This window comes from Flavobacterium piscisymbiosum (assembly GCF_020905295.1).
GTDB lineage: Bacteria > Bacteroidota > Bacteroidia > Flavobacteriales > Flavobacteriaceae > Flavobacterium > Flavobacterium piscisymbiosum.
Map to the genome: position 1 here is coordinate 758,699 of NZ_JAJJMM010000001.1, position 24,956 is coordinate 783,654.

Here is a 24,956-nt window from a genome sequence, read left to right on the forward strand (position 1 = left end):
CATTTGGAGACGTTTCTTCTATTCATTTACTTTCCAGTGATTTTACATAAGCTTTTTTCATAAGTTTTTTAGTTTCTTTATTACTATTAATATACATATACTCCCAAGCTTTTCTTATCCTATCGTTTTGAATTTGTCTCATTTCAATTTCTTTGCTATTATCGCTATAATTTATTCCCCAGTTGTAAAGATTGGTTAAAGCCAGCATTATAACAAGCCATAAAAACCACCTTCCAAAAACAATTTTATAAAACAGTTTCGCATCCTGTTCGGGAAATAACAAAATCTGAAATTTCCTAATGATACTTTTCGGTTGCCTGCCAATCATAAACTTTATATCCAGGAAACCTTTTTGTAGGATAGCTTCTATTGGTCCAATATCCAATGTCTCTGAAATACTTTTTGCTGTATTATCCTCTTTTTTTAATGCATCCATTTTATTGCCTACGATATTAACTGCAATAATAAGCGCCTCAATATGCTGATTGTTTGTTTTCTGTTCCTGAGTAAATTCCTCCAGTACTAATTGTAATGTCTCTCTTTCTATATGACCTTTGTCTGCATTTGAATTTGTTTCCATATTTTTTATTTTTTAACATCATCTCCTTAACGCTGATTTCTTCTTTTTCTTTTGAGGCACTCTCTGTAATTCAGGATCGATATAATCCGGTTCATATTCAGAATTGATTAATTGTCCTATAACTCCTAAAACCTCTTTAATAACTATTTCTCCTGATCTATCTAAACTATAGCTTTGCTTTTCTTTGTTTGGTTTTTCAGTGTTAAAAGATTTAGATATTGACTGACTATCTCTATCATAATTTTTTTCTTCACCAGCATTTTTCATGGCATACTGTTGTTTCTGATGTAATATCTTTTCAATTTTCATCAATGAAAAACCAACTTCGCTCCCCTTTATTTTTACTTTTTTATCATCTATAAAAGAAATCCCCCTGCCTTTAAGAACTTTATATCCCAACTCCTTAATTTGTCTTTCAAATTCTAGATAAGAATTGGCATACTTTAATGTCTGTCGGATATCTACTTTTAGTTTTTCTTTTCTATTATCATGGCGAGGCAATAACCTATCTTTAGGAGATTGGAATGCTCTTGGACTTAATACTTCTTGAAGACCATATTTCCTTTCAAGACGACGACAAAGTTCAGACATGCGTTTATAGCTATTGCTATCATTTGCAACCTTACCATCAAAACTTACTCGATTGGCTACTATATGAATATGCTTCTCTTTAGTATCCTTATGTAGTACGCAGATGTATTGGTTGTCTGCTATACCAAACTCCTTGGCACATTCTCGTCCAACATATCTCAATTGTTCTATAGTCAATGTCTCATTTGGGGCTAAACGTAAGGTCAAATGCAACATTGGTTTTTCAACACGCCTACTTAATCTTCTAACATCTTTAAACTGCTGTGTAAGCTCATACTTGTTACCGAAGCATTTATTATATTCCAATACTTCTGCTCGATCTTTATGCTGCAAACGGTCTTGCATTGCAAGTGCGAGTTTTTTCTCTTGTGACAATTCTTTTTTATCTTCCAAACAGTAGCTAATACAATGGTAGAACGAGCTACCAATGCTTACACGTCCTATCATGACATAAAGTTTTTAATTTGGACGGCAAGATCTTTAACCTTCTCTGACTGTACTTTTAATTCTGCCCGTTCAAGCGGACTTAATTCATCATTGTTATTTCGCTTTTTCGCTATCTGATTAAGATTAGCTGCCATGTGATTAAGCACTCCGGCAAAGCTTAGAATTTCTTTCGGAAGGGCTTTGTTTCTGTAATCAATCTTTGCCGTTAATCCGATTTCACGAAGATATTCGGAAACGGTTATACTGGCTTTTTTGGCTTTGGCTTCAATTATTTTACGCTCGTAGAGCGTACATTTAATTGCCATAAGCTGATCTCTTTTTACAGCCTTTTTGGGTCTTCCTCCTCTGTTCTTTTTTATTTCTTTCTCTTCCATTGTCTCTTATCATTTATTTTTTGAATGCGGATGCATGAAAAAAATTCCTCTCATCGAATGCGACAGCATGAGGGGAGCCAGCGTTTTGGTTTTACCAAAACATAGCTGGCTACCACTCGAACGTTATATAGATCGCCTAAAATTATGACCTCGTTTAACTTGCTGTTCCTGGTTTAACAATTCGTTTAAATCTTTCTTTTGCTCATATAAAAAACTTTGGTCAATATATTTTATCGAATCACTCTGCACGGCTTCATTAGTACATTTTATCCCTCCTGTATCTCTGTCTAAATAGAGATCTACTCTCTCGTGTTTTTCCATTAATTGCATAGACTTCTTAAAAAAAGATAGAGAATTTAGTATCAGGAAATTTGTTTGTAGGTTAACCGATTTTTGATTCATCATTTTATAAGAGAGATAATCAAAAAAGCCTTCAAAAACAACAACTGATTTTGCTTGGTTATTTATGAAAGTGATATCTTTTGGTGAGCTGCTACCTTTAAAGTTTTCATTTCGGATTTCGTATCCTCCTGAGCTATTCTTGAAACCGATGGCGGTAAGCTTGCGATTATTTAAACAAAAATCAACCTCTTTACAATGTTGCCTTGCTATCTCTTGTGAAATGCTTCGTTTGTCTAAATAAGCTATCAACAATTTATTTTCCAATGTGCGTACATCAACAATGACAATTTTATCAAGTGGGTTATCTTTCTTTTCATTTGCAATTCTTAGATTTGAAGACTGTCGCTTCTCATTCTTAAGTGATAAACTTATACCAGAGGAAATACTTTTGCCATTTAAAAGTTGTAAAAATTCCGAAACAGTGCATCTAAAATATTCAATCCCAAAATCAACTACATTCCCTCCTTTACCTGTTCCATGATCATACCATAAATTTAATTTTTGATTCACTTTAAAAGAGGGTGTGTTTTCATTTCTAAGTGGTGATATATACCAATAATCCTTGTTTTTTATTTTTGATGGCTCATGCCCTAATGTTTCAAGATAATTGACTAAATCAATTTGATTTGCCCCTTTACAATTGAACTTTTCCATAATTGTTTTTTTTTAATAAATCTTCTATTTGATTTATTACAAGTCTGTTTTTGCTAATGAAAAAAAAGAATTATAATTTTTGCTTTTTTTGATGTTTTGATGCAGATACAACATAACCCACTGATTATATAAAGATTACACTGCATCAATAACTGCATCAATGCATCACTTTATTTTTGTCCTGAATCAGTTTTGCATCAAAAAACATTGTTTTTTAGTTTGATGCAAGGTTTGATGCAGATCGCTTTAGCTCAATTACAAGACTTTATATTAATTTTGCATCAAAGCATCAAATATTTTATAAAACAAATTTTTTTTAATGGTATAAAAACGTCCTCTTCGATCTACTTTTACGTACTCACCATGCGACAATAATTCAATTCCACAATAAGACTTCGTATTATCTTCTGGAGTAAAACCCCATCGTTTGAGAATATTTCTTATTTCATTAGCAGAAATATTTATTCTGTTATTTTGCTTCCTCAGCAGAATGAAAATATCATTAGGAGCTAATTTCAACTCATCCTCTTGCATTTTCTCAAAACACTCATGTATCAATTCAAGCACAAGTATTTCCTCTTTATTTCGATTTACAAGCTTTAATAAGGAAGCGGTCATAATCTGTTCGGGTTTAAACCACATTCTCGTTTTTTGCTCGGAAAAATAATTTCTTAATTGCAGGTACTTTAAGAAATACGGAATTTCTTTGTTCAGTTTTTTAAGAAAAAATACATCTTCTGTATTTATAGTACGAATTTTACGAATCCAAAAACGGATTTCTTCTTCGTCTATTTGAATAAAATTATCTTCATTATTAGAACAGAGAATAAATTTTGCAAAGAATTCAATTTCTTGTCGATCCTTTCCTTTTGCTTCTACTTTATCTTTGTCAGTCGTAGAAAGGTATTTTAAACGTTCTGTAATTTCTTTTTTATCAAAAAAGACTTCATCAATGGCCACAAGTAACATACTTGCCCAATCAGAATTAAACTGCGAGCCAAACGAATCGCCTTTTATATAGGTCATATTCATTCCGAAAATTGCTTTCAACCACTTTATAAAAGAGCTTTTCCCTGTCGATCGCTCTTTGCTTACCAAACAAAGAATTGGCAATGTCTGCGTAGGTTTTTCATATAAAAGTTTTATGTAGTCTAAGCCTAACTCTCTTTGATCTCCAAAAATATGTTGAATAAATTGCAATGAATTCGGAATCAATTTTTCGAGTTCATGAATTGAAAAATCCTTATTGATTGGTTGACTCGGTAGTTCATGATAGGTATTGTAGAAATCATCTACAATTTGCTCATAACCAAAATGATTAGGAATACAGCAAAATCCATCTAACTTAAGAATGCTATTCAAAAATGATTTTCCGTGATCTGAAATGATTGTTTCACGATTCCACCGCACCATTACTTTTACTTTATCGCCAGAAATTAAAGGTTTATCTATAATTTTGAAATAGGAAGTTCCTACTCTGATATAAGGAATATCTAAGTCCATAAGATTCAAATTATAATCCTTACAATCTTGTCATAAGAATTTGATTAAAAATAAAGTTTTTTTATACGTTCATTTTGCAGAAATTGAACGATTTATTTTTTCCACAAAGCAGCATTTATGTTCTCAAGATCTTCAGTAGTACTAATTATCTCTCCGTTTAAATAATCAAGAAGATCCGCTTTTCTAAAATAGATTTTCTTTTGACCTTTTTTCTTGGAATATCTAATCTTTCGTTGGTGGGTAAGCTGATAAATGTATTTAACTTCTATAGATAAAAACTCTGCAGCTTCTTCAGAAGAATAAACATCTTTACTATTTAAAGATAGCTTCATTAATGCCGTTTTAATAAACGCATCTTGTTTCTTTGCTAGTTCCAGTACGATCAATTCCAATCGATCAATTTTGGAAGTAAAATTACTTGCATCCATGTTTCTAATTTTTAAATTATGAAACAAGTTTACGGAGGTTTGGAAATGTAAAAAATCGTGTAAAAACAATTTACATATTTAAAATAAATTATAATAATAAATTCTCAAACAGAACAAATCATTTTAGCTTATTTTATCTTTAAAAAACATATTTGAGTAATTAAATTTTACATAGCGATCAAAGCAATTTTTCAAATAATCGTGTAAAATCGTTAATGTGCAAAGTTTTATCTCCATCATTTATTGTAACATACTTATTCAAAAAATCAATAATTTTGGTGTTTGTTTTATCTTTACTCTGAGAATTCCAATTTTTTTGAATATTGAAAAGTGATGTCAATATTTCAATTATGTTCTGTTTTGAATTTCTTTTATTATTTATTCTTATTGAAATTGATCCTTCTTTTATTTCCATTCCATTGCATAACTTATAAAGATTTTCAATTGAAGAACTATCTTGAAAAACATTAATATATTTCTCTATTATTAGATCAAACTCTCTTTGATGAATCTGTTTAATAATATCTCCATAGGTTAGATTTACTGCGTCTTTAAAATTGACACCATTCTGATTTATTGATTCACTTATATTATTTTCTTCAAAAATCACTTCTCTTTGCTTAAATATTTCCTTTGGATTTTCAAACCAATCTCGTACTATTTTAAAAATACTCCTTGGAGTTTTTACCTCAAACATATAGAACAATACAAATTGAGTAAGAACTAGTAAAAAGAGATTCAATATGATTTTGTAAGTATCTGAAATACTCAAAACTTCTTTTCCGAGAAAAGTTCCTATGAAAAATGATAAAAAACAAAGCAGCAATAAAATCAATAACCTGTTTTTATTTATTCCAGCATAATAATTAAATTTCTCTTCAAAATATAGATTTACGAATAAAGGTTTAACTATGAAAAACAATCTAAAAAGAAGATATACAGGAACAATAATTTTGGCAAAAATTAGGATAAATGACAAGATGTAGGTATAAATGGTCATATTACAATCAGTTAATTCCCATAAAAGTAAACAAAACTAATTGATTATAAAAAAACATTTTTGCTCGTCAAATGTTCGTCAGAAAAAATAAAAAAGCCTTTACATTTCTGCAAAGGCTTTATTTTATTAGTGGTCCCACCTGGGCTCGAACCAGGGACCACCTGATTATGAGTCAGGTGCTCTAACCAGCTGAGCTATAGGACCGGTTTGAGGATGCAATATTACTACTATTTTTAATTCACTCCAAATATTTTGGGATATGATTTGTAATTAATTTTAAATAATTGCCAGTCTTTTTAAAACATAATTGATTTTCAATTGATTATTTCAGATTCTTAAAAAATATTTTTCATCTAATTTCCTGACAAAGCTCGACTAAAACCCCATTTGTATTTTTTGGATGCAGAAAAACCACCAATTTATTATCGGCTCCTTTCTTCGGCGCTTCATTTATCAATACAAAACCTTCGTTTTTTAAGCGCGCAATCTCAGCATGGATATCTTCGACATCAAAAGCGATGTGATGAATACCCTCTTCTTTTTTTTCTAAAAACTTAGCAATCGGACTTTCTGGATTTGTCGCCATCAAAAGTTCAATTTTATTAGTTCCTGTTTTAAAAAAAGACGTCAAGACTCCTTCACTTTCGACTGCCTCTTCTTTATAAGACGGAACGCCTAATAATTTTTCGAACAAAATATTAGCATCCTCCATGTTTTTTACTGCGATTCCGATATGTTCAATCTTATTTACCATCTTAGATATATTTACTGATTTACATAAGTATTAAAATAACCGCATTCTGCAATTACATCCTGATAATATTTTGTGTCTGAATACTCTTTTTTCAAAGTTTTAAAACTACTCCAGGCTATAAAATTAATTTTATCATCATTTGCATCCCACCAGTTTTTCAGATCATTATACTTCTTATTATAATATTCGTTTCGTTCGCATTTTGCCAACATGTAGATACATTTTGCTTTTTGTTCTTTTGTTGTTGCAGCTTCAAATGCTTTTTGATAATACATTTTAGGAACATCGCAATTGGTAATCATTTTTTTCATCGCATCTCTAAACGAATAAGGATTTGAACCATAACCTACAATACTGGTCTCATAAAAAGTTCTGCCGTTCCCAAAATGAGTGATATTATAGAATGCATTCCCCAACAATAAACTATTGGTGTAAACATCTTCTTTCTGAGCCAGTTTATCCTGCATTGATTTTATAGTATTCAAAAATTCAAGCTGAGAATATTTCTTTTTTTGATAGGCTGCGTGCTCACAATCATGACAATCTTTAATATTTCCGTTAAACGGATTTCCTAAAAAAGTATAATGCTGAACTGAATCTGTTTGCTGAATAAATGCAATTGCTTCAGGAATTTTATTATTGAATGTCGCCTGAACGGCCTGAAAATTATTAATATCTTTTAATTTCAGATAATAAATTCCAACTCCAATTTTCTCGATTTCGGTTTTATTTGGCTTAGCTAAAAATCCTTTCATATCTAACAAATTCTTCTCGTTATCATAAAAGGCATTTCCTCCGCCCCAATAGTATAAATTAGAATGAGAATCACCTCCAAATAATTCTACCATGACAGGATTTGCTTTTGCTCTGTATAATGTAGCCAAATAATTCTTGCTCCATTGCGCCGCATTTTGATAACGGAATTCCTGACCTTTATATGTTTTTGGAAGTTCCTGGTACAGCCAATTCAAATCGGCCAGGATTGTTTTTTCGTTTTTATCGGTGAGTTTATCTATTTTACTCATATTGTTTACAAAACGAAGTAATCGCAATTGGTAATTGGCCAATTCGGCTTTCGGCATTGTTTTTTCTGCTTTATTCAAATTGTTGTCTGCGGCAGCATAATCCCCTTTTAAAGTTTGCAGATATCCCAATGAAATATCCCATAAATATGGTTTTTCAGTATTTCCGGCAGCGGCAATTTTAGACACTAAATCGAAAGCTTTTGCATTCATTTTAGCTTTATTTGCTTCTCTGTTTTCAGCAACTGTTTGTTTAACTGTGGGCGAATTATAATCATCTGCATTTGTTTTTACTTCAAATGAATTATTTATTGCTTGCTCCTGATTGTTCACCAATCTGGTTAGTAAAAAGTTCAAGTGTTCACTTTTAGGATCTAATTCATAAATTTTTCCGATAGCCTGGGTTTCATCTTTATAATATCCGTGAATGGCCCAAAGTGCTGCTTTTTCTTTATTACTTTTTGCCATTGCCAAAGACTTGTTCCAATCGGCATCATTTTGCGGACGAAAACTATAAGCAGTAACAATTCTCAACTCAGGGCATTTATCAAATACCTGAGCATATAAATAATTTGAAGTTGAATATTTTTTCTGCTGATAATTTATTCCCGCCACATAAGACAGCGCACGGTAATACAAGGTGTTTTTAGCGACAGAAGCTTCGGTTTTATTAAAAAACTCGATTGCTTTTTTCTTATTGTTGCTATAAAAATAAGCTTTCATGGTAAGAAACCAATACCTGTTTTTTAAGAACGAATCTGAAGTCGTATTATAAACATTTTCTATGGACTGAATCATCTTCAGATCATCGAAAGTTTTTGCCACAACAGGATCGTAACTCCAATAATCACTATTTATCGAAACGGTTTCTATCTTTTGTGCCAAATACAAAAACTCGACAAAACTCTTCACTTTTGCATCTTTTAAATCCATCTTTTTACCCCATTTTAATGAAGTTGGATTTTCTTTTTTATTTTTAAAGAAAACATGAAGTTGTGTAACATCCGTCTTGTTCTGAGCCGTTTTTTTCTCAGAAGAATATCTTGTCGTTTCTTCGCCAATTAAAAAATAATTTACGGTTGTAGTATCAACTTTTCCTTTTAAAAACGCACTCCAATCTGATTTTATATTTTCATTGAAACGCGAGTTATGCTCAGTATCAAAACCAATTCCGTAAAAAATAGCCCCTGATAAAAAAAGTGGCGAATATGATTTATCAGTAAATGTTTCAGGCGTAAAGTTTGAATTATAACCAAAAAAATCCCAGTCATCACCGCCTCCACACGCATGAATTATTCCGTAAACAGAAAGTAAAACAGCACTAGAAATAAGAAATAACTTGCTTAAAAATATTCTTTTCATAATTTTTAATATTGAATTCGTCTAAATCGTAAAATATAATTTCTCTTGGGCGCTGAACTACATTATCATCTAATTCTTCTGCCATTTCTTTTAAATCTTCTGAAGAAATTGCCTCTATTTTAAGCAAATCATTTTCTTCATAAAAAATTCCGTTTTTATAATTTGATTTTTTTACTTTAAAAAAAAGAGCATCAACTTTCTCAAAATTAGCATCTTTTTTAAGTTCGTTTGCATTGATTTTAGAACGTAATCCGATCACTTTTTGATTCCTGATATGAACCGCCCACGAATAAATTGGCAAAGCAAAATCAAGATGCAGCGGATATTTTTTTAAACTCTTCAAATATTTCCCGGCGATTTTTTTGCTATAAATAGAATTTTCAGCATCTGGTGCAATTGTACCCATATTATAATACATCAAAACTCCGGAATCGACATTTGGAATTTTTGTCTTTTTAAAATATTTGACCTGATGCAAACGAATTGTTGCCGAAAGTTTTTTCTTCGAAAGTTTTTTAAATTGTTCTATAAATTTAAGATAATTGTCTTTACTTTTCAATGTCCAATCGCAATCGATTTGAATTTCCTGACAAGAAATTTTATTCTTAGCATTCATTTCTTCGACCAAGTGAACGGTCTTCTGAGCCAGATCATCAATATCAAGATTAGGTAATGACATGACTTTGTTTTGAATAAAAACTACCGGAACAACAGTAAAAGTATTGATGTTTTCCTGAAATCGGATTGGACTTATTGGGATTGGTTCTTTGGTTTCAGGATACAAACCTATGTCGAAATAACGAATGTAAAGTTTACTAACCTCATTATCCCGCAGGACTTCCTTCTCAGTTTCGGATAATTTAAAAATGGTTTTCCAATAATAAAAAGCGACGACTGGCTTTTCATTTTTACCACAAGAAATCAGTAAAAGGAATACTAAACCAACGAAAAATCTTTTTGTCAAAACGGGGAAAAATTATATTTGAAATCAAAAGTAAGAAATTATATCGTGGCGGTAATTTCAAATTCAAAAAAAATTAGCCCGGTACGAAAGCTACAAATCCTAATAAATGGATAAAAAATTTCAATTAAAGCAAATATAATCGTTATTTTGTGCAATCAAATTCAGAAAACATTATGTTGAAAAACAACTTCAGATATATTTCCTTTTTACTGGTATTTTTAATGTTGAGTTGCGCCAAAAGAGGCAGCATTACCGGCGGATTAAAAGATACGCTTGCTCCGGTTTTAAAATATAGTTCTCCAAAAAACATGACTACTAATTTTGAAGGCAACGAAATCATTTTAGGATTTGATGAATATGTGAAGCTTAAAAACCTCAACAAACAGCTTATTATTTCACCTCCTATGAAACATGAGCCGTTGATTTTACCAACCAATGCAAGTAAAGTTATTACGATAAAGATAAAAGACACTTTACAACCTAACACAACTTATAGCTTTAACTTTGGGCAAAGTATTGCAGATAATAACGAAGGAAATGCCATCAATCAATTTAAATATATTTTTTCGACAGGACCCTATATCGACTCACTTTCTATTAGTGGACAAATTAAAGATGCTTACGAAAAAAACGTAGACAATTTTGTATCTGTAATGCTTTATGAAGTAAATGATACTTTTAAAGATTCTGTAATTTACAAACAAAGCCCGAGATACATTACCAACACTTTAGACAGTTTGAGAACTTTTAAATTAGAAAATTTAAAGGCAGGAAAATATCTATTAGTAGCATTAAAAGACAAGGGCGGAAACAACAGATACAATCCTAAAGATGATAAAATTGGATTTCTAAAACATTATATCACGGTACCAAATGATACTATATTTGAATTAGAATTATTCAAGGAAGTGCTTCCGCTAAAAACCTTCAAACCTATTCAGGCATCCGGAAACAGACTTTATCTGCCTTATGAAGGGAAACAAAATTTTAAAGTTTCTAAACCCACAATTGTACTAAAACACAATAATGAAGTTTTAGAAACGATCGTGACTGCTTTTCCTAAAAAAGATTCCCTGCAAGTTTGGTACAAGCCCATAAAAGCCGATTCATTATCATTGGAAGTAAGTAGAGATAAGTACAATAAAAAGTTCTCTTTTAAAGTCAAAGATCAAAAGAAAGATACTTTGAATATTACAGCATTGCAAAATGGAGTTATTAATTTCAGGGATCGTTTTACCTTAGAATCTGCAACGCCATTGGTTAAATTCGACAAATCAAAGATTAGATTAGTCAATAAAGATTCTGTTGCTGTAGACTTTACAACAGAATACGATGAATTTGAACAAAAATTATATGTTGACTTTAAAAAAGAACCAGTCGAAAAATACAATGTCACCTTTTTTCCAGGTGCATTAACTGATTTCTTCGAAAAAACTAATGATACTCTGGCTTATAAATTAAGTACAAAAGAACACTCTGACTACGGAAATCTTGTTTTGAATTTACAAAACGTAAAACGTTTCCCCATTATAGTTGAGGCAACCAACGCGAAAGGAGATGTTGTGTATGCAAGTGATTACTCTGAAGGCAAAACCAAAATTGAATTTAATTTAATGGTTCCTGATAAATTCACCATTCGAATTATCTACGACGACAATAAGAATAAAAGGTATGACTCAGGAAACTTTTTAGATAAAACCTATGCAGAGGAAGTCTTTTACTACCAAACAGAAGTTGACGTACGAACCAATTGGGATGTTGATCAGCCAATTGATTTAAGCGTTCCTTTTAGTCCTGAAGTAGAAAAGAAGAAAATCGAGAAAAAGAAAAAAGAAGACGCTAAAAAGAGAACGGCATTCTAGATTTTAATTTCGAAAAAATCTCTATCACTTAAGAAATCGAGTTTTTTACGAGTTTCCAGCATTCCACTTTTATCTAATTCAACAATAAAAACAGCTTCGGTTTCTTGAGGTTCTAAAATAAAATTCCCTAGAAAATCAACAACTTGCGAATGCCCTACGTGTTCGTAATTGTTGGCATCCAGCCCTACCCTGTTTACGCCCACTACATAACTTAGATTTTCGATTGCTCGTGCTTTTAGCAAAGTATCCCAGGCGTTGGTACGTACTTTTGGCCAATTGGCAACATATAAAAGCAAGTCATAGTTTTCGACATTTCGGGCAAAAACCGGAAACCTTAAGTCGTAACAAACCTGTAAACAAATTTTCCAGTCCAGATATTCTACAATTACTTTCTCTTTTCCGCTCGTGTAAAATTTATCTTCTCCGGCAAGCGAAAACAAATGTCGCTTGTCATAATACTGAATTTCTCCTGACGGAAAAACAAACAGCATTCTGTTATAATACTTTTCATTTTCAACAATAATCAAACTTCCCGTAATGGCGAAGTTTTTTTGTTTTGCCAAAGATTGAAGCCATAATACGGTTTCACCCTGCATAATTTCAGCAACTTCGGGAGCATTCATTGTAAATCCTGTTGAAAACATCTCAGGAAGAACTACTAAATTAACATCAGAATCGATCTGATTTATTTTCGATTCAAAGCTTTTTCTGTTTTTAGAAGCATCTTCCCAATAAAGATCTGATTGTATAAGTGCTATTTTCATATTTCAAAAATACGAATTTTAAGATTAAAATTAATTTCTGCAAAAAAAGCATTATCTGCAAAATTTTCTCAAAAGGCCTCGCAAAATCACACATCTTTTGGATATTAAAAATGCTTCACGAAAAAATATTGCAAAAAATATGCGCTTTATGCAAAAAATATGCAAATGTGAAAAATAAATTTTTATATTTGATCGCCAATAAAAACCAAAAAAAACATGAAAACCAAAGAATTATGAAAACAAAGCTAATTTCATTAGTGTTTATTGGGGGGATGATCTTCTCAGCAAATGCAAAAGAGGCTGCAATTAAAAAGCACCTTTTTGAACAAAAAAGCAATCAGACAGAAATTTCAGGCCAGGTAGTTGGTCAGGATGACGGAATGCCAATTGCCGGAGCAACGATTTATGCAAAAGGCAATAATAAAATAGCAACCATAACTGACGAAACCGGAAAATTCAAACTAAATGTTCCGGAAAACGAAACTCACATCATCGTTACTTACATGGGTTATGCCTCTTTAGAATATAAATTAGACAATAAACAAGATTTAGTTATAAGCTTAAAACCAGCCGAAAATGTTTTAGATCAGGTTTTGGTTACGGCATTAGGAGTTAAAAAAAGCAGCAAATCTGTTGCATATGCAGTTACGGAATTAAAAGGAACCGAATTTACAAAAGCGAAAGAAACCAATATCGCAAATGCATTAGTCGGGAAAATTGCCGGCGTAAACGTGAGCAGCACCGCAACTGGCCCTAACGGTTCGAGCAGGGTTGTAATAAGAGGTAACGGATCATTAAACGGAAATAACCAACCGATGTATGTGGTCAACGATTTACCTATTGACAATACTCAATTGAACTTACCAGGAATTGGAAACGGGCCTGGATCTACCAGAATAAATGTTGACCGAGGTGACGGAACATCTGTTATCAATGCTGATGATATTAAAACTATTACAGTTCTAAAAGGTGGAACGGCCGCTGCATTATACGGCGCAAACGCTGCAAATGGTGTTATTTTAATTCAGACCAAAAGAGGATCTGCTCAAAAAGGAATTGGAGTAGATTATAATACTTCATTTACTTTCGAAACGCCATCAATCATACCTGATTGGCAATATGAATACGGTTCAGGAGCGGGTGGAAAAAAACCAACAACCCAAGCTGAAGCTATTGCAGACGGGCGCTGGTCTTGGGGAGCTAAAATGGACGGAACGAATGTTATTCAGTTTGACGGAGTTGCAAGACCTTATGTAGCGCAAAAAAATAACATCAAAAACTTTTACGAAACAGGAACTACATTCATTAACTCTCTGGCTTTATCAGGAGGAAACGAAAAAGCTACAGGACGTCTTTCTTTTTCAAATATGGACAATCAGGGTGTGGTACCAAATTCTGATTTTAATCGAAAAAGCATTAACATCGCGAGTAACGTAAACCTGACAAATTGGTTGAAGTTTGATGTTGTAGCGCAATACAATTTAGAGAAATCAAATAACAGAGTTACCGTTTCTGATGCTGAAGCAAATCCAAACTGGGGAACGTATATGATTGCTAATACAGTTGACATTAGAAATCTTGCTCCGGGATATGATGCAAATGGCGTAGAAGAAGCATGGAATCCTGTTGCAGTCGCTACAAATCCTTATTTTGTAGTAAATAAAATTAAAAACAACGATACCAAAAATCGCTTTATCGGGATGTTGAATGTAAAATTGAACTTTACACCAGAATTATTCCTTCAAGGTCGAATTGGTCAGGATTTTACGGATTATGAATTCTTTGGATACATCCCAAAAACAACTTTAAACAATCCTATTGGTTACGCTCAGGGCTCAAGAATGAAAATATCAAACCTGAATTCAGAAGCCATTTTGAATTATACTAAGAAAAACATCTATAATAATTTCTCTTTAAATGCTTTAGTTGGGGTTAACTCCCGTACCAACCTAAGAGACGAAACCAGAGTTGAAGGTTCAGGTTTTGTACTGGATGATTTTTATGCTTTAAGTAATTTATCGACGTTAACTTATAGCTATCCTTACGGAAAAACCAAAACAAATTCGGTTTATGGTGCTGCAGATTTTGATTATAAAAACATCGTGTTTTTGAACATTACAGGTCGCCAGGATTGGTTTTCTACACTTTCAAAAGAAAACAATACTGTATTTTATCCGTCTGTTGGAACAAGTATAATAGTTTCAGACATTATAAAAATGCCGGATTTTATTTCATTTGCAAAACTAAGAACTTCATGGGCTCAGGTTGGTGGTGCAACACCGGATCCTTACGCATTAAACCAATCGTATTCGATGATTCAGGGCGGACACAATGGTCAGCAATTGCAAGGGCCAACAAGTTCTAGAGTTCCTAATGCAACTTTAAGCCCATTAACCTCTACTACATTTGAAATTGGAACGGATTTAGGATTTTTCAACAATCGCTTAAATCTTGATTTTGCTTACTACAACCGCGCCACAACAAATGACATTGTCGAAACTACAATATCAAATGCATCAGGATCTAGCACCGCTTTATTAAATCTTGGAAAAATGAGAAATAAAGGGGTTGAAGTTTTATTGAGTGGAAAAATCATCAATTCTGAAAATTTCTCCTGGGATGCAAGTTTCAACGGATCATACAACCAAAATACAGTTGAAGCACTTACAGATCAACTGAACTCAATCACGATGGCAACATCTGTAAACGGATATGTAACCATAACAAGTGATGTTGGCCGCCCTTACAGCATTATAAAAGGATACAAACCTCGTGTAGATGCCAACGGAAATACTGTTTATAATGTAAGCGGGGGTTCTGCCACTATTGCACAAGGTCCGCTTGAAGAATTAGGTCAGGGAGTTCATCCTTGGGCAGCGGGAATTAGCAATGAATTCAAATACAAAAATATCTCTTTCAGCTTTTTGATTGATGGTAAATTTGGAGGAAGCTTATATTCCGGAACTGACTTGTACGGAACTCGTATGGGATTGACAAAACTAACGCTTGAAGGCCGCGAAAATGGCTTACCAATAAAAGGTGTTGATACCAACGGAAATCCTGTTGATATGGTTATTGCTCCTGAAAACCTAAGAACGTATTACGACGGTTTAAGAAACATTTCATCAACATTTGTTTACGATGCAAGTTTTGTAAAACTAAGACAAATAATCTTGGGGTATGATTTACCAATTCAAAAGATAAAAGGATTATCAAAACTTCAGGGAGCTTCTGTTTCATTTATTGCCAGAAACTTATTCATCCTTTACAAGAAAACACCAAACGTAGATCCGGAATCTGTATTTAGTGCAGGAAATGCTCAGGGTGTAGAACAATTTGGAGTGCCAAAAACCAGAAGTTTCGGTTTAAGTTTAAATGTAAAATTTTAAACTCACTTTATTGCTAATTTTTAAATTAAAAGACATGAAAAAGTTAACCATATTATATATCGCAGGAATACTTTTAGGAAGTATGGCATCCTGTACTGATGATTTTGAAGAAATCAATACCAACCCGAATTCTGTTGATAAACCAAACCCGAATTTTGTTTTTAGTAAAGCACAACTTGACGGTTTAAACAACAATTATTTTTTTACTAATATTCTAGAATGTGGCGGAATGATCCAACACTATGCGACTTACAAAGAAGCATCTGGTGTGGGAGATAAATATTTAAGTAATGAAGTTTACTTTTCGGCTTATTACAATCAATTGTATCCAAATGCGCTAAATGAAACTGAAATTGTAATTAATGCTTTAAAAGCAAATCCAAATGACAGCAACCGATTAAATATTGCCAGAATCTGGAAGGCGTATTTGTATCACCGTGCTACAGATTTGTATGGCGATATTCCGTACTCAGATGCTGCAAAAGCAATTAGTACTCAAGTTTTCCTTCCAAAATATGATACTCAGGAATTCATTTATAAAGATTTACTAAAAGAATTAGATGAAGCTGCGATAGCATTAGATCCCGCTAAACCAAGTTATGGCAAAGCCGATTTTATTTATGATGGAGATGTTGCAAAATGGAAAAAATTCTCTTATTCTCTAATGCTTCGTTTAGGATTGAGATTAAGCAAAGTTGATCCTGCCCTATCAAAAACCTGGGTAACCAAAGCGATTGCCGGAGGAGTAATTTTAAATACTGCTGACAATGCGATCATGAAATACACAGACGGACCAAATGATTTCAACAGAAATCCGGTTGGTTTCGATGCCAGAAGACAAGATTTTACAGCAGGATCTTACGGTCAAAAAAATGTTGAAGGCGGAAAATTGGCCCAAACCTTTATCGATCTATTAAAAAATACTGCCGACCCAAGAATTAGTGTTTATGCTGGAGTTTGGCAGGGAACTATTCAAAACACCACTCTTGCCGCTCAAAAAGGTTTCCCTAACGGAACTAAAATTGCGCCAACACCTGCTGAACAAGCCACTTATTCTGAACCTAATCAAAGTACTATTCTTAAATATGATGCTCCGCTTGTACTTTTAAGCAATGCCGAAACGAATCTTTATTTAGCAGAAGCTGCCGCAAGAGGATGGTACACTAATGAAACTGATAAAGATTTATACGAAAAAGGGGTTAAAGCATCTTTCTTAAATATGGGAATTTACGGTATAAGTTATGCGATCACAGATGCAACCGCTTATTTAACGCTAAATCCATATAATGCGGCAGGATCATTTGAAGCAAAAATGAACCAAATTCATACTCAAATTTACATAGCTTTATTTGTAGATGAGCAGGAAGTGTATGCGAACTGGAGAAGAACGGGATATCCTGTTTTAGTTCCTGTAAACTTTCCGGGTAATGTTACAAACGGCACAATTCCAAGACGTTTGAAATACTCCACCAGCGAATATTCAGTGAATTCCGCTAACTTAGCAGAAGCAGTTAAACGCCAGGGCGAAGACACGTTTACAACAAAAATCTGGTGGGATAAATAATTTAAACACATAGAAACATAGCTTTTGTTTGCGCTAAAAAAAGGCGTTTCACTTTTATAAAGGCACATAGCTATGTTTAAATACAGTTTGAAATATTTTTAATTTTTAATTCTCAATTTTTAATTAAAAAAATAAATGAGCATTTTAATTCTTACGGCATGCATTGCATTTTTAATCATTCAGATAGCGTGGCTTAAAATCAATCCTTTTATTGCCTTTATCATAACAGCTTTATTAGCAGGCCTGTTTCTAGGTTTGCCAATAGAAACTTTGTCTCAAACAGTTCAAAAGGGTTTGGGCGAAATGTTAGGATCTATTACTTTGATTATTGTTTTCGGGACCTGTATTGGTAAACTTACCGTTTCATCAGGTGCCGCCAATGTCATTGCCAAAACAGTTATGGGATGGACAGGCAAAAAATACGTTCGCCTTGGCTTAATGATTACCGGATTTATTGTTGGGATACCGCTATTTTATAGTGTTGGATTTGTTTTGTTAGTTCCATTAATCTTCTCAGTAGCCCATCAATTCAAGCTTTCAAAAGTATATCTGGGAATCCCAATGCTGGCCTCGCTTTCAGTAGCACACGGTTTTTTGCCACCACATCCGTCTCCTATGGCTTTGAGCAGTATTTTAAATGCTGATATCGGACTCGTTTTAGTCTACGGAATCATCATTGCGATTCCAACCATTTTTATTGCGGGATTATTGTTTTCGAATTTATTAAAGAACATCAAAACCGAATCAGATCATGAAATTCTAAATGTCGAAGAAGTTGTCAACGAAGGAAAAAAACCTAGTTTCTCGCTGAGTTTATTCTCCGCCCTATTTCCGGTTTTCGCATTAACGCTGACATCCATATTACCCATGATTTCTAAAAATGAAACTCTGGTGAATATCTGCAAAACAGTTGGAGAACCAAGTATGATTATGCTGATTTCTTTATTGATTTGTACCTACACGTTAGGAATCAGAATGAACAGAAGCATCACATCCGTAATGGATGATTATGCCGTTGCGATAAAAGATGTCGCTTTGATTGTTCTAATTGTTGGTGGAGCCGGAGGTTTAAAAGAAGTAATGATCGTAAGCGGCGTAAACGAAACTATCGTAGCTACTTTAACACAAATAAACATTCATCCGTATTTATTGGCCTGGATGATGGCGGCAATCATACGCGTTTGTGTGGGTTCTGCTACAGCAGCCGGATTAATGACTGCCAGCGTTTTATTACCTTTACTACAAACCACCGGACTCGACCCTAACTTATTGGTGTTATCCGTAGGAGCCGGAAGCTTAATGTGCTCCCACGTCAACGATCCAAGCTTTTGGATGTTCAAAGAATATTTTAATATCAGCCTAAAAGACACGTTCAAATCATGGACCGTCATGGAATCTCTAGTATCTGTTTTAGGAATCATTTTCGTTTTTATTTTAAACTCTATAATACATTAATATCATGAATTTATTACCACAAGAAAAATTTGAAACTCTTGGTTTGTCTCTTCCGCCGGCGCCTCAGCCGCTTGGTATTTACAAACCCTATTTAGTTGATGGTAAATATTTATACCTTTCAGGTCATGGGCCTGTTAATGACGACAAATCCTTAATTATTGGCCGAATTGGCGATGACATGGATATCGAAGAAGGAAAATTAGCAGCAAGACAAGTCGGCTTAACAATGCTTTCTACAATTGTAACCAATTTTGGAAGCCTGAACAAAGTAAAACGTGTTATAAAAGTTCTTGGAATGGTCAATTGCAATGGCGATTTCCTAAGACATCCGTATGTAATCAACGGCTGTAGTGAATTATTCGCCGAAGTTTGGGGACAAGAAAACGGAATTGGCGTAAGAAGCGCCGTAGGAATGGGATCTTTACCGGACAACATTCCTGTTGAAGTTGAAGCTGTTTTCGAATTATATTAAAAAGATTTTTTTAACCACAAATTACTCAAATTTCCACAAATCAGTACGTAAAAATTAATTTGTGGAAATTTGTGGAATTTGCGGTTGGAACTAATCTGTAGCAAAAAAATTTAAACACATAGAAACATAGATTTTATTGTAACCTATTTAGAGAACATTTTAAAAAGCTCGCTTTCACACATAGCTATGTGTATTAATGCAAGTGAAATGCCTACTATGCGGCTACAAAAACTATGTTTCTATGTGTTAAAAAATTAAGCGTTACGTTTATAAATCTATAAATCTGCAGCAAAAAACAATAAACATGAATACAATTACCCCACAAACTAGAATTGCAACTTTCGGAGAATTATTACTTCGGATGAATGTTGCTGATGGAAACCGATTTACGCAGGCCAATGAAATAAAAATACACGTTGGTGGTGCCGAAGCAAATGTTTGTGTTTTACTTTCTCAACTCGGCATTCAAACCGATTATATTACCCGATTACCAAAAAACGATTTGGCACAATTGGCAGTAAACGAACTTCAGAAATACAAAGTAAATACTTCAAAATGTGTTTATGGCGGAGAACGTTTGGGATTGTATTTTGTCGAAGCTGGAAATCAAATCAGACAATCACAAGTTATTTATGATCGAAGCAATTCGTCTTTTGCAACTATCAAAAAAGATCAGATAAATTGGGATTTGGCTTTCGCCGATGTTACGCACTTTCACTGGTCAGGAATTAGTCCGGGAGTTTCTGAAGAAGCAGGTTTAGCTTGTAAAGAAGGAATTCTTGCAGCGCATAAAAAAGGAATTCCGATTTCTTCTGATTTTAATTTTCGATCAAAATTATGGCAATACGGAAAACATCCTTCTGAAATTATGCCCGATTTGCTTCAATTCAGCACAATCACAGTTGCTGATCTTGATGCGATTGAAATTTATTTCGGAATAAAAACAGATCAAAACGAATCTGATGAAAATCGATTTCAGAAAACGTTCGAATTATTAAAAGTAAAAATGCCTTTTCTAAAAACACTATCAATGAGTTTTAGAAAATCAGACGGACCGGCACATTTATACAAAGGATTATTGCTTCATGAAGGTAATTTCTACCAAACACAAGAACACAAAATACATGTTGTAACAGATCAAATTGGTTCCGGAGATGCTTTCAACGCAGGATTATTATACGGATTATCCAACAAATTATCGGGACAAGAATGTATCGAATGGGCAACGGCTTGTGGCGTAATCAAACAAAGTATTCACGGAGATTTTGCTATAACAAATCTCGACGAAATAAGTCATTTTATTAAAAACGGCTCAAGTAATAGAATTAATAGATAAATAAAGAATATGTACAGCATTTTAAAAGCACAAGGCGTACTACCATTAGTCACACAAATTAATATTGAAACCGCACAGATTGTATTGCAATCGGCGGCTGATGCTGGCATAAAAATTATCGAGTTTGCTGCTCGTGCAGATAACGCTAAAGAGGTTTTTACTCAAATGATCGCCTTTAAAAAAGCGAATAATTTAGATTTAAAAATAGCTGTTGGATCTATTTTAAGCGTAGATGATGCCGAAACGTTTCATCTTCTTGGAGCAGATTGCATTGTTTGCCCACATACTGATCTGGAAATTGGAAATTACTGTTTTAAAAATAATATTTACTGGATTCCCGGAGCTGCGACGTTAAATGAAATATTGCATGCTAATAAATTAGGTGCCGAAATTGTGAAACTTTTTCCTGCCGATAAAATTGGTGGTCCGGGATATGTAAAAGCCATAAGAGCGCCATTCCCGAATTTGAAAATTATGCCAACAGGAGGTGTAACTTTAGAAGAAAGCAATTTAAAATCCTGGTTCAAATCAGGAGTGGTTTGCGTTGGAATTGGTTCTAATTTATTTTCGAAAGAAATGCTTTTGAATTTAAGTTATGAAGAATCCCTGCAAGCTTTTCAAAATTTAATTGAAGTGGTAGAAAAAACAAGAAAGTAAGTTATGCAAAACAATTGGTGGAAAATTAATTCCGAAATCCGCATTGATACGCCTTTTTTAGCCGTTTACGAAGATCGTATTCAGGCAAATATCGAGCGTTTGATTGAATCAGTAAATGGTGATACTCAAAAATTGAGACCACACATCAAGACGCATAAAATTGGTGAGATTCTGGATTTATTTAAAACCTACAACATCAACAAAATTAAATGCGCTACCATTGCCGAAGCTGAATTGGCTGCCATACACGAAATTCCAGACGTGCTTCTCGCCTATCAGCCTGTTGGCGTTAAAAAAGAAAGATGGGTATCTTTAATACAAAAATATACAAATACTGCTTTTTCGACTATAGTTGACAATCTTGATTCGGCGAAAGCCTTAAATGAAATTGCAGAGAAAAGCAATTTAAAACTTACGGTTTATTTGGATTTAAATACGGGAATGAACAGAACCGGAATTTCGATTCATAAAAACTGGAGCGCTTTAATCGATGAAATTACTCCATTAAAAAACATTCATTTTGCAGGCATTCACATTTATGACGGTCATTTGAAAGGTGATGTCGAAGAACGAACAACTGCAGCTTCCAACTTATTTTTTAGTATTAATGAAGAAGTTGAAAACATTGAGAAAAAACTGGGTTACGAACTAACAATTGTTGCCGGAGGATCGAATACATTTCCGTTTTATGCGACTCAAAAAAATGTAGAATGCAGCCCGGGAACTTTTGTTTTTTGGGATTCAAATTACCAGATTCATTTACCGGAACAAAATTTTGAACCGGCTTTGGTTATTGTGGGAACCATAATTTCAAAACCAACCACTTCTACTTTTTGTATTGATATCGGATACAAAGCCGTAGCTTCTGAGAACCCGATTGACAAAAGATTAGTTATTTTAAATGACGAAAATCTAATTCCGATCGCACATTCAGAAGAGCATTTAATTATAGAAAACCAAGGGAAAAACGAGTATACTATTGGCGATACGATTTATGCCCAACCGTATCATGTTTGCCCAACTTGCGCCCTTTACGATTCGGTTCAGGTGGTCAATGCAGCGCATGAAATTTGCGATCAATGGCAAGTTGTTGCACGAAGCAGAAAAATTAATATCTAGCAGCAAAAAAAGGAGAATAAAGAAAAAAGAATAGAAAATAGAGCGAAGAAGAAAGAGAATCGACCTCATAATTACACTTGTAGAGAACCTGAGCCTTTGCACCTCTGTGCCTTAAAAAAAATACTATGTTTATAATAGACGCCCATTTAGACCTGAGCATGAATGCGATGGAATGGAATCGAGATTTAAGAAATGATGTACCTACTTTGCGCCATCTCGAAAAAGGAATGACAGACAAACCGGATCGCGAACGTGCAACGGTATCTTTTCCTGATTTGCGACGCGGCAATATCGGAATTGTAGTCGCCACTCAAATTGCAAGATTTGTAAAACCGGGCAGTATTATTCCGGGTTGGAATTCTCCTGAACAAGCCTGGGCGCAAACTCAAGGACAATTGGCGTGGTACAAAGCGATGGAAGAAGCGGGCGAAATAACTTCAATTACGGATAAAAAATCGCTCCAGAAACAAATTGATTTATGGAATGACGGAACGCCAAACGACAAAAAACCTATCGGTTATATTTTAAGTTTAGAAGGTGCTGATTCTATTATTGATGTTTCGTATTTAGAAAAAGCGCACCATTACGGATTACGCGCGATTGGTCCTGCGCATTATGGTCCGGGACGTTACGCAAACGGAACAGACGCAACAGGAAAAATGAATCAAAACGGTCTTGATTTATTAAAAGAAATGGAACGCTTGAATATTATTCTGGATGCGACCCATTTATGCGATGATGCTTTTTGGCAAGCTTTAGATCATTATAACGGGCCTGTTTGGGCAAGTCATAACAATTGCAGAAGTTTGGTTGATCATAATCGCCAGTATAGCGACGAAATGATTCAGGCTTTAATTTCGAGAGGAGCGGTTATTGGCGGAGCTTTAGATGCTTGGATGTTAGTCCCAAATTGGGAAAGAGGCGTTTCGACTCCACAAGGTACCAATTGCAATCTGGAAACTGTTTTTAAACACATGGATCACATTTGCCAGTTGGCAGGAAATGCAAATCATATTGGTATAGGTTCTGATTTAGACGGTGCTTTTGGCATAGAACAAGGTCCGCATGATTTAGATACGATTGCTGATTTGCAAAAATTGGTTTTGATTTTTAAAAACAACGGTTATTCTGATGAAGATTTAGATAAAATCTTTCACCAGAACTGGATTAACTTTTTAATGAAAAACTGGGATTAAATAGTATGACAAAAAATACCAAACTTATGTTTTTGCCACTAATTTCTCGAATTTTCTCGAATTTCTATTTTGACACTGCTCAAAAACTAACCGCAAATTTCACAGATTTACACAAATTTTTTAATCTGTACAATAAAAATAATTCGCGGTAATTCGAGAAATTAGTGGCAACCTTTTTATATTATTTTGGCTTAGTATTCGTCCCAGAGTCATATTAAATAAAAACTAAACTGGGAACTGCCTTCTTATACGATTGTAATTTTTCGTCGCCGGGATCAACTTCCGTGACAACGTAATCAACCTCAGATAAGTTGGCAATTTTCATTTTTAGAACTGTATCGAGTTTTTCAGAAATAGTTAGAATAGCTGTTTTTTCAGAAGCCTGAATCATTGCTTTTTTCACCTGAACGGTTTCCCAATCAGAATCTGAGAAACCACCTTCGATATCAAGAGCATTGGTTCCTAATATTAATAAATCGACTTTAATATTCGCCAATTGATTGTAGACATCCCCGCTCACACACATTTGGCTGTAAGACGAAATGCTGCCGCCAATCATGATAATTTTAACATTGGGTTTATCCAGAAGTTCAACAGCAGATAAAACGGTAACAGTAAAAATGGTCAGATTCAAATCATCAGGAATCAATCGGATAAATTCACGAATGGTTGTTCCGCCGCCAATTAATAAAACCATTCCGTCATGAAGTAAGCCTAAAGTTTTTTGCGCAATAATTTGTTTTGATTCGCCTGCATAAGTTTGATTATTAGCCGAAGAATGGTGATAGGCTTTTGTCATCGCACCACCTTTTACCTTAATCAATAAAGATTCTGATTCAAGTTCATTAATATCACGTCTAACCGTATCTTCTGAAACAAATAATTTTGCTGAAAGTGTTTCAAAACTTACACGAGTATGCAAATTTATTTCTTTTAAAATAAGATTTTTACGTTCTTCCTTAGTGTAATTAACCACTTCATTATCATTACTCATGCAAATTCAATTTTATTGAAGCAAATGTAAACATAAAATGCAATATTATTGCGAAACAAATTATAAC

General features: G+C 33.8%; 21 protein-coding genes and 1 tRNA gene. 9 read left to right on the forward strand and 13 right to left on the reverse strand.

Annotation, left to right across the window (positions count from 1 at the left end; translation table 11 throughout):
• Positions 1-22: 22 nt before the first annotated feature.
• The 11 genes from LNP81_RS03595 to LNP81_RS03645 all read right to left on the reverse strand — a co-directional run bounded on the left by LNP81_RS03595 (position 23) and on the right by LNP81_RS03645 (position 10,081).
• Positions 23-580, reverse strand: coding sequence for a hypothetical protein (locus LNP81_RS03595; RefSeq protein ID WP_230033501.1), 558 nt, complete (start codon positions 578-580; stop codon positions 23-25).
• Positions 581-598: 18 nt separating this feature from the next.
• Positions 599-1,618 (reverse strand): relaxase/mobilization nuclease domain-containing protein, encoded by a 1,020-nt coding sequence (locus LNP81_RS03600; protein ID WP_230033502.1) that lies wholly within the window; start codon positions 1,616-1,618, stop codon positions 599-601.
• Positions 1,615-1,992, reverse strand: a complete 378-nt coding sequence (locus LNP81_RS03605; protein ID WP_230033503.1) for a plasmid mobilization protein — start codon at positions 1,990-1,992, stop codon at positions 1,615-1,617. Before LNP81_RS03605 ends, LNP81_RS03600 begins: the two co-directional genes overlap by 4 nt.
• Positions 1,993-2,115: 123 nt before the next feature.
• Positions 2,116-3,048 (reverse strand): toprim domain-containing protein, encoded by a 933-nt coding sequence (locus LNP81_RS03610; protein ID WP_230033504.1) that lies wholly within the window; start codon positions 3,046-3,048, stop codon positions 2,116-2,118.
• Between the two features lie 270 nt (positions 3,049-3,318).
• Positions 3,319-4,551, reverse strand: coding sequence for a primase-helicase family protein (locus LNP81_RS03615; RefSeq protein ID WP_230033505.1), 1,233 nt, complete (start codon positions 4,549-4,551; stop codon positions 3,319-3,321).
• A gap of 92 nt (positions 4,552-4,643) precedes the next feature.
• On the reverse strand, positions 4,644-4,979 hold the full coding sequence (locus LNP81_RS03620; RefSeq protein WP_230033507.1) for a helix-turn-helix domain-containing protein: 336 nt from the start codon (positions 4,977-4,979) through the stop codon (positions 4,644-4,646).
• A 178-nt stretch (positions 4,980-5,157) separates the two neighbouring features.
• On the reverse strand, positions 5,158-5,979 hold the full coding sequence (locus tag LNP81_RS03625) for a hypothetical protein (protein ID WP_230033509.1): 822 nt from the start codon (positions 5,977-5,979) through the stop codon (positions 5,158-5,160).
• Positions 5,980-6,109: 130 nt separating this feature from the next.
• Positions 6,110-6,183: transfer RNA gene (locus LNP81_RS03630), tRNA-Ile, on the reverse strand.
• Between the two features lie 145 nt (positions 6,184-6,328).
• Entirely contained in the window at positions 6,329-6,733 is a 405-nt protein-coding gene (mce, locus tag LNP81_RS03635; RefSeq protein WP_230033511.1) for a methylmalonyl-CoA epimerase, read from the reverse strand.
• An 11-nt stretch (positions 6,734-6,744) separates the two neighbouring features.
• The gene (locus LNP81_RS03640; protein WP_230033512.1) at positions 6,745-9,117 is read right to left on the reverse strand and encodes a hypothetical protein; all 2,373 of its coding nucleotides are present in this window, start codon (positions 9,115-9,117) and stop codon (positions 6,745-6,747) included.
• Positions 9,077-10,081, reverse strand: coding sequence for a hypothetical protein (locus tag LNP81_RS03645; RefSeq protein ID WP_230033513.1), 1,005 nt, complete (start codon positions 10,079-10,081; stop codon positions 9,077-9,079). The genes LNP81_RS03640 and LNP81_RS03645 overlap by 41 nt, the downstream gene beginning before the upstream one ends.
• A gap of 173 nt (positions 10,082-10,254) precedes the next feature.
• Here LNP81_RS03645 and LNP81_RS03650 point away from each other — a divergent pair, with 173 nt between their 5' ends.
• Complete coding sequence (locus LNP81_RS03650; RefSeq protein WP_230033514.1) at positions 10,255-11,943, forward strand: Ig-like domain-containing domain; 1,689 nt, start codon at positions 10,255-10,257, stop codon at positions 11,941-11,943.
• Here LNP81_RS03650 and LNP81_RS03655 read toward each other — a convergent pair.
• Positions 11,940-12,707: an amidohydrolase gene (locus tag LNP81_RS03655; RefSeq protein ID WP_230033515.1), complete on the reverse strand. Its 768-nt coding sequence runs from the start codon at positions 12,705-12,707 to the stop codon at positions 11,940-11,942. The two genes, LNP81_RS03650 and LNP81_RS03655, sit on opposite strands and share 4 nt — an antisense overlap.
• Before the next feature lie 233 nt (positions 12,708-12,940).
• Here LNP81_RS03655 and LNP81_RS03660 point away from each other — a divergent pair, with 233 nt between their 5' ends.
• The 8 genes from LNP81_RS03660 (at position 12,941) to LNP81_RS03695 (ending at position 23,895) form a co-directional block, all read left to right on the forward strand.
• Entirely contained in the window at positions 12,941-16,096 is a 3,156-nt protein-coding gene (locus tag LNP81_RS03660; RefSeq protein ID WP_230033524.1) for a SusC/RagA family TonB-linked outer membrane protein, read from the forward strand.
• A gap of 34 nt (positions 16,097-16,130) precedes the next feature.
• Positions 16,131-17,660 carry a SusD/RagB family nutrient-binding outer membrane lipoprotein gene (locus LNP81_RS03665; RefSeq protein WP_230033526.1) on the forward strand — a complete coding sequence of 510 codons (1,530 nt, stop codon included), beginning with the start codon at positions 16,131-16,133 and terminating at the stop codon, positions 17,658-17,660.
• A gap of 135 nt (positions 17,661-17,795) precedes the next feature.
• Positions 17,796-19,115 carry a GntP family permease gene (locus LNP81_RS03670; protein ID WP_230033527.1) on the forward strand — a complete coding sequence of 440 codons (1,320 nt, stop codon included), beginning with the start codon at positions 17,796-17,798 and terminating at the stop codon, positions 19,113-19,115.
• Between the two features lie 4 nt (positions 19,116-19,119).
• Positions 19,120-19,587: a RidA family protein gene (locus tag LNP81_RS03675; RefSeq protein WP_041518541.1), complete on the forward strand. Its 468-nt coding sequence runs from the start codon at positions 19,120-19,122 to the stop codon at positions 19,585-19,587.
• A gap of 304 nt (positions 19,588-19,891) precedes the next feature.
• Positions 19,892-20,923 (forward strand): sugar kinase, encoded by a 1,032-nt coding sequence (locus LNP81_RS03680; RefSeq protein WP_230033528.1) that lies wholly within the window; start codon positions 19,892-19,894, stop codon positions 20,921-20,923.
• A 9-nt stretch (positions 20,924-20,932) separates the two neighbouring features.
• On the forward strand, positions 20,933-21,580 hold the full coding sequence (locus LNP81_RS03685; RefSeq protein WP_230033529.1) for a bifunctional 4-hydroxy-2-oxoglutarate aldolase/2-dehydro-3-deoxy-phosphogluconate aldolase: 648 nt from the start codon (positions 20,933-20,935) through the stop codon (positions 21,578-21,580).
• 3 nt (positions 21,581-21,583) lie between these two features.
• On the forward strand, positions 21,584-22,699 hold the full coding sequence (locus LNP81_RS03690; protein WP_230033530.1) for a D-TA family PLP-dependent enzyme: 1,116 nt from the start codon (positions 21,584-21,586) through the stop codon (positions 22,697-22,699).
• A gap of 125 nt (positions 22,700-22,824) precedes the next feature.
• Positions 22,825-23,895, forward strand: coding sequence for a dipeptidase (locus LNP81_RS03695; protein ID WP_230033531.1), 1,071 nt, complete (start codon positions 22,825-22,827; stop codon positions 23,893-23,895).
• Positions 23,896-24,109: 214 nt separating this feature from the next.
• Here LNP81_RS03695 and LNP81_RS03700 read toward each other — a convergent pair whose 3' ends face one another.
• Positions 24,110-24,889, reverse strand: a complete 780-nt coding sequence (locus tag LNP81_RS03700; RefSeq protein WP_230033532.1) for a DeoR/GlpR family DNA-binding transcription regulator — start codon at positions 24,887-24,889, stop codon at positions 24,110-24,112.
• Positions 24,890-24,956 lie beyond the last annotated feature (67 nt).

What these genes read in the sequence shown, in the direction of transcription:
- LNP81_RS03595 (WP_230033501.1), bottom strand. Translation starts at nt 580, where the DNA reads ATGGAAACAAATTCAAATGCAGACAAAGGTCATATAGAAAGAGAGACA.
- LNP81_RS03600 (WP_230033502.1), bottom strand. Translation starts at nt 1,618, where the DNA reads ATGATAGGACGTGTAAGCATTGGTAGCTCGTTCTACCATTGTATTAGC.
- LNP81_RS03605 (WP_230033503.1), bottom strand. Translation starts at nt 1,992, where the DNA reads ATGGAAGAGAAAGAAATAAAAAAGAACAGAGGAGGAAGACCCAAAAAG.
- LNP81_RS03610 (WP_230033504.1), bottom strand. Translation starts at nt 3,048, where the DNA reads ATGGAAAAGTTCAATTGTAAAGGGGCAAATCAAATTGATTTAGTCAAT.
- LNP81_RS03615 (WP_230033505.1), bottom strand. Translation starts at nt 4,551, where the DNA reads ATGGACTTAGATATTCCTTATATCAGAGTAGGAACTTCCTATTTCAAA.
- LNP81_RS03620 (WP_230033507.1), bottom strand. Translation starts at nt 4,979, where the DNA reads ATGGATGCAAGTAATTTTACTTCCAAAATTGATCGATTGGAATTGATC.
- LNP81_RS03625 (WP_230033509.1), bottom strand. Translation starts at nt 5,979, where the DNA reads ATGACCATTTATACCTACATCTTGTCATTTATCCTAATTTTTGCCAAA.
- mce (WP_230033511.1), bottom strand. Translation starts at nt 6,733, where the DNA reads ATGGTAAATAAGATTGAACATATCGGAATCGCAGTAAAAAACATGGAG.
- LNP81_RS03640 (WP_230033512.1), bottom strand. Translation starts at nt 9,117, where the DNA reads ATGAAAAGAATATTTTTAAGCAAGTTATTTCTTATTTCTAGTGCTGTT.
- LNP81_RS03650 (WP_230033514.1), top strand. Translation starts at nt 10,255, where the DNA reads ATGTTGAAAAACAACTTCAGATATATTTCCTTTTTACTGGTATTTTTA.
- LNP81_RS03655 (WP_230033515.1), bottom strand. Translation starts at nt 12,707, where the DNA reads ATGAAAATAGCACTTATACAATCAGATCTTTATTGGGAAGATGCTTCT.
- LNP81_RS03660 (WP_230033524.1), top strand. Translation starts at nt 12,941, where the DNA reads ATGAAAACAAAGCTAATTTCATTAGTGTTTATTGGGGGGATGATCTTC.
- LNP81_RS03665 (WP_230033526.1), top strand. Translation starts at nt 16,131, where the DNA reads ATGAAAAAGTTAACCATATTATATATCGCAGGAATACTTTTAGGAAGT.
- LNP81_RS03670 (WP_230033527.1), top strand. Translation starts at nt 17,796, where the DNA reads ATGAGCATTTTAATTCTTACGGCATGCATTGCATTTTTAATCATTCAG.
- LNP81_RS03675 (WP_041518541.1), top strand. Translation starts at nt 19,120, where the DNA reads ATGAATTTATTACCACAAGAAAAATTTGAAACTCTTGGTTTGTCTCTT.
- LNP81_RS03680 (WP_230033528.1), top strand. Translation starts at nt 19,892, where the DNA reads ATGAATACAATTACCCCACAAACTAGAATTGCAACTTTCGGAGAATTA.
- LNP81_RS03685 (WP_230033529.1), top strand. Translation starts at nt 20,933, where the DNA reads ATGTACAGCATTTTAAAAGCACAAGGCGTACTACCATTAGTCACACAA.
- LNP81_RS03690 (WP_230033530.1), top strand. Translation starts at nt 21,584, where the DNA reads ATGCAAAACAATTGGTGGAAAATTAATTCCGAAATCCGCATTGATACG.
- LNP81_RS03695 (WP_230033531.1), top strand. Translation starts at nt 22,825, where the DNA reads ATGTTTATAATAGACGCCCATTTAGACCTGAGCATGAATGCGATGGAA.
- LNP81_RS03700 (WP_230033532.1), bottom strand. Translation starts at nt 24,889, where the DNA reads ATGAGTAATGATAATGAAGTGGTTAATTACACTAAGGAAGAACGTAAA.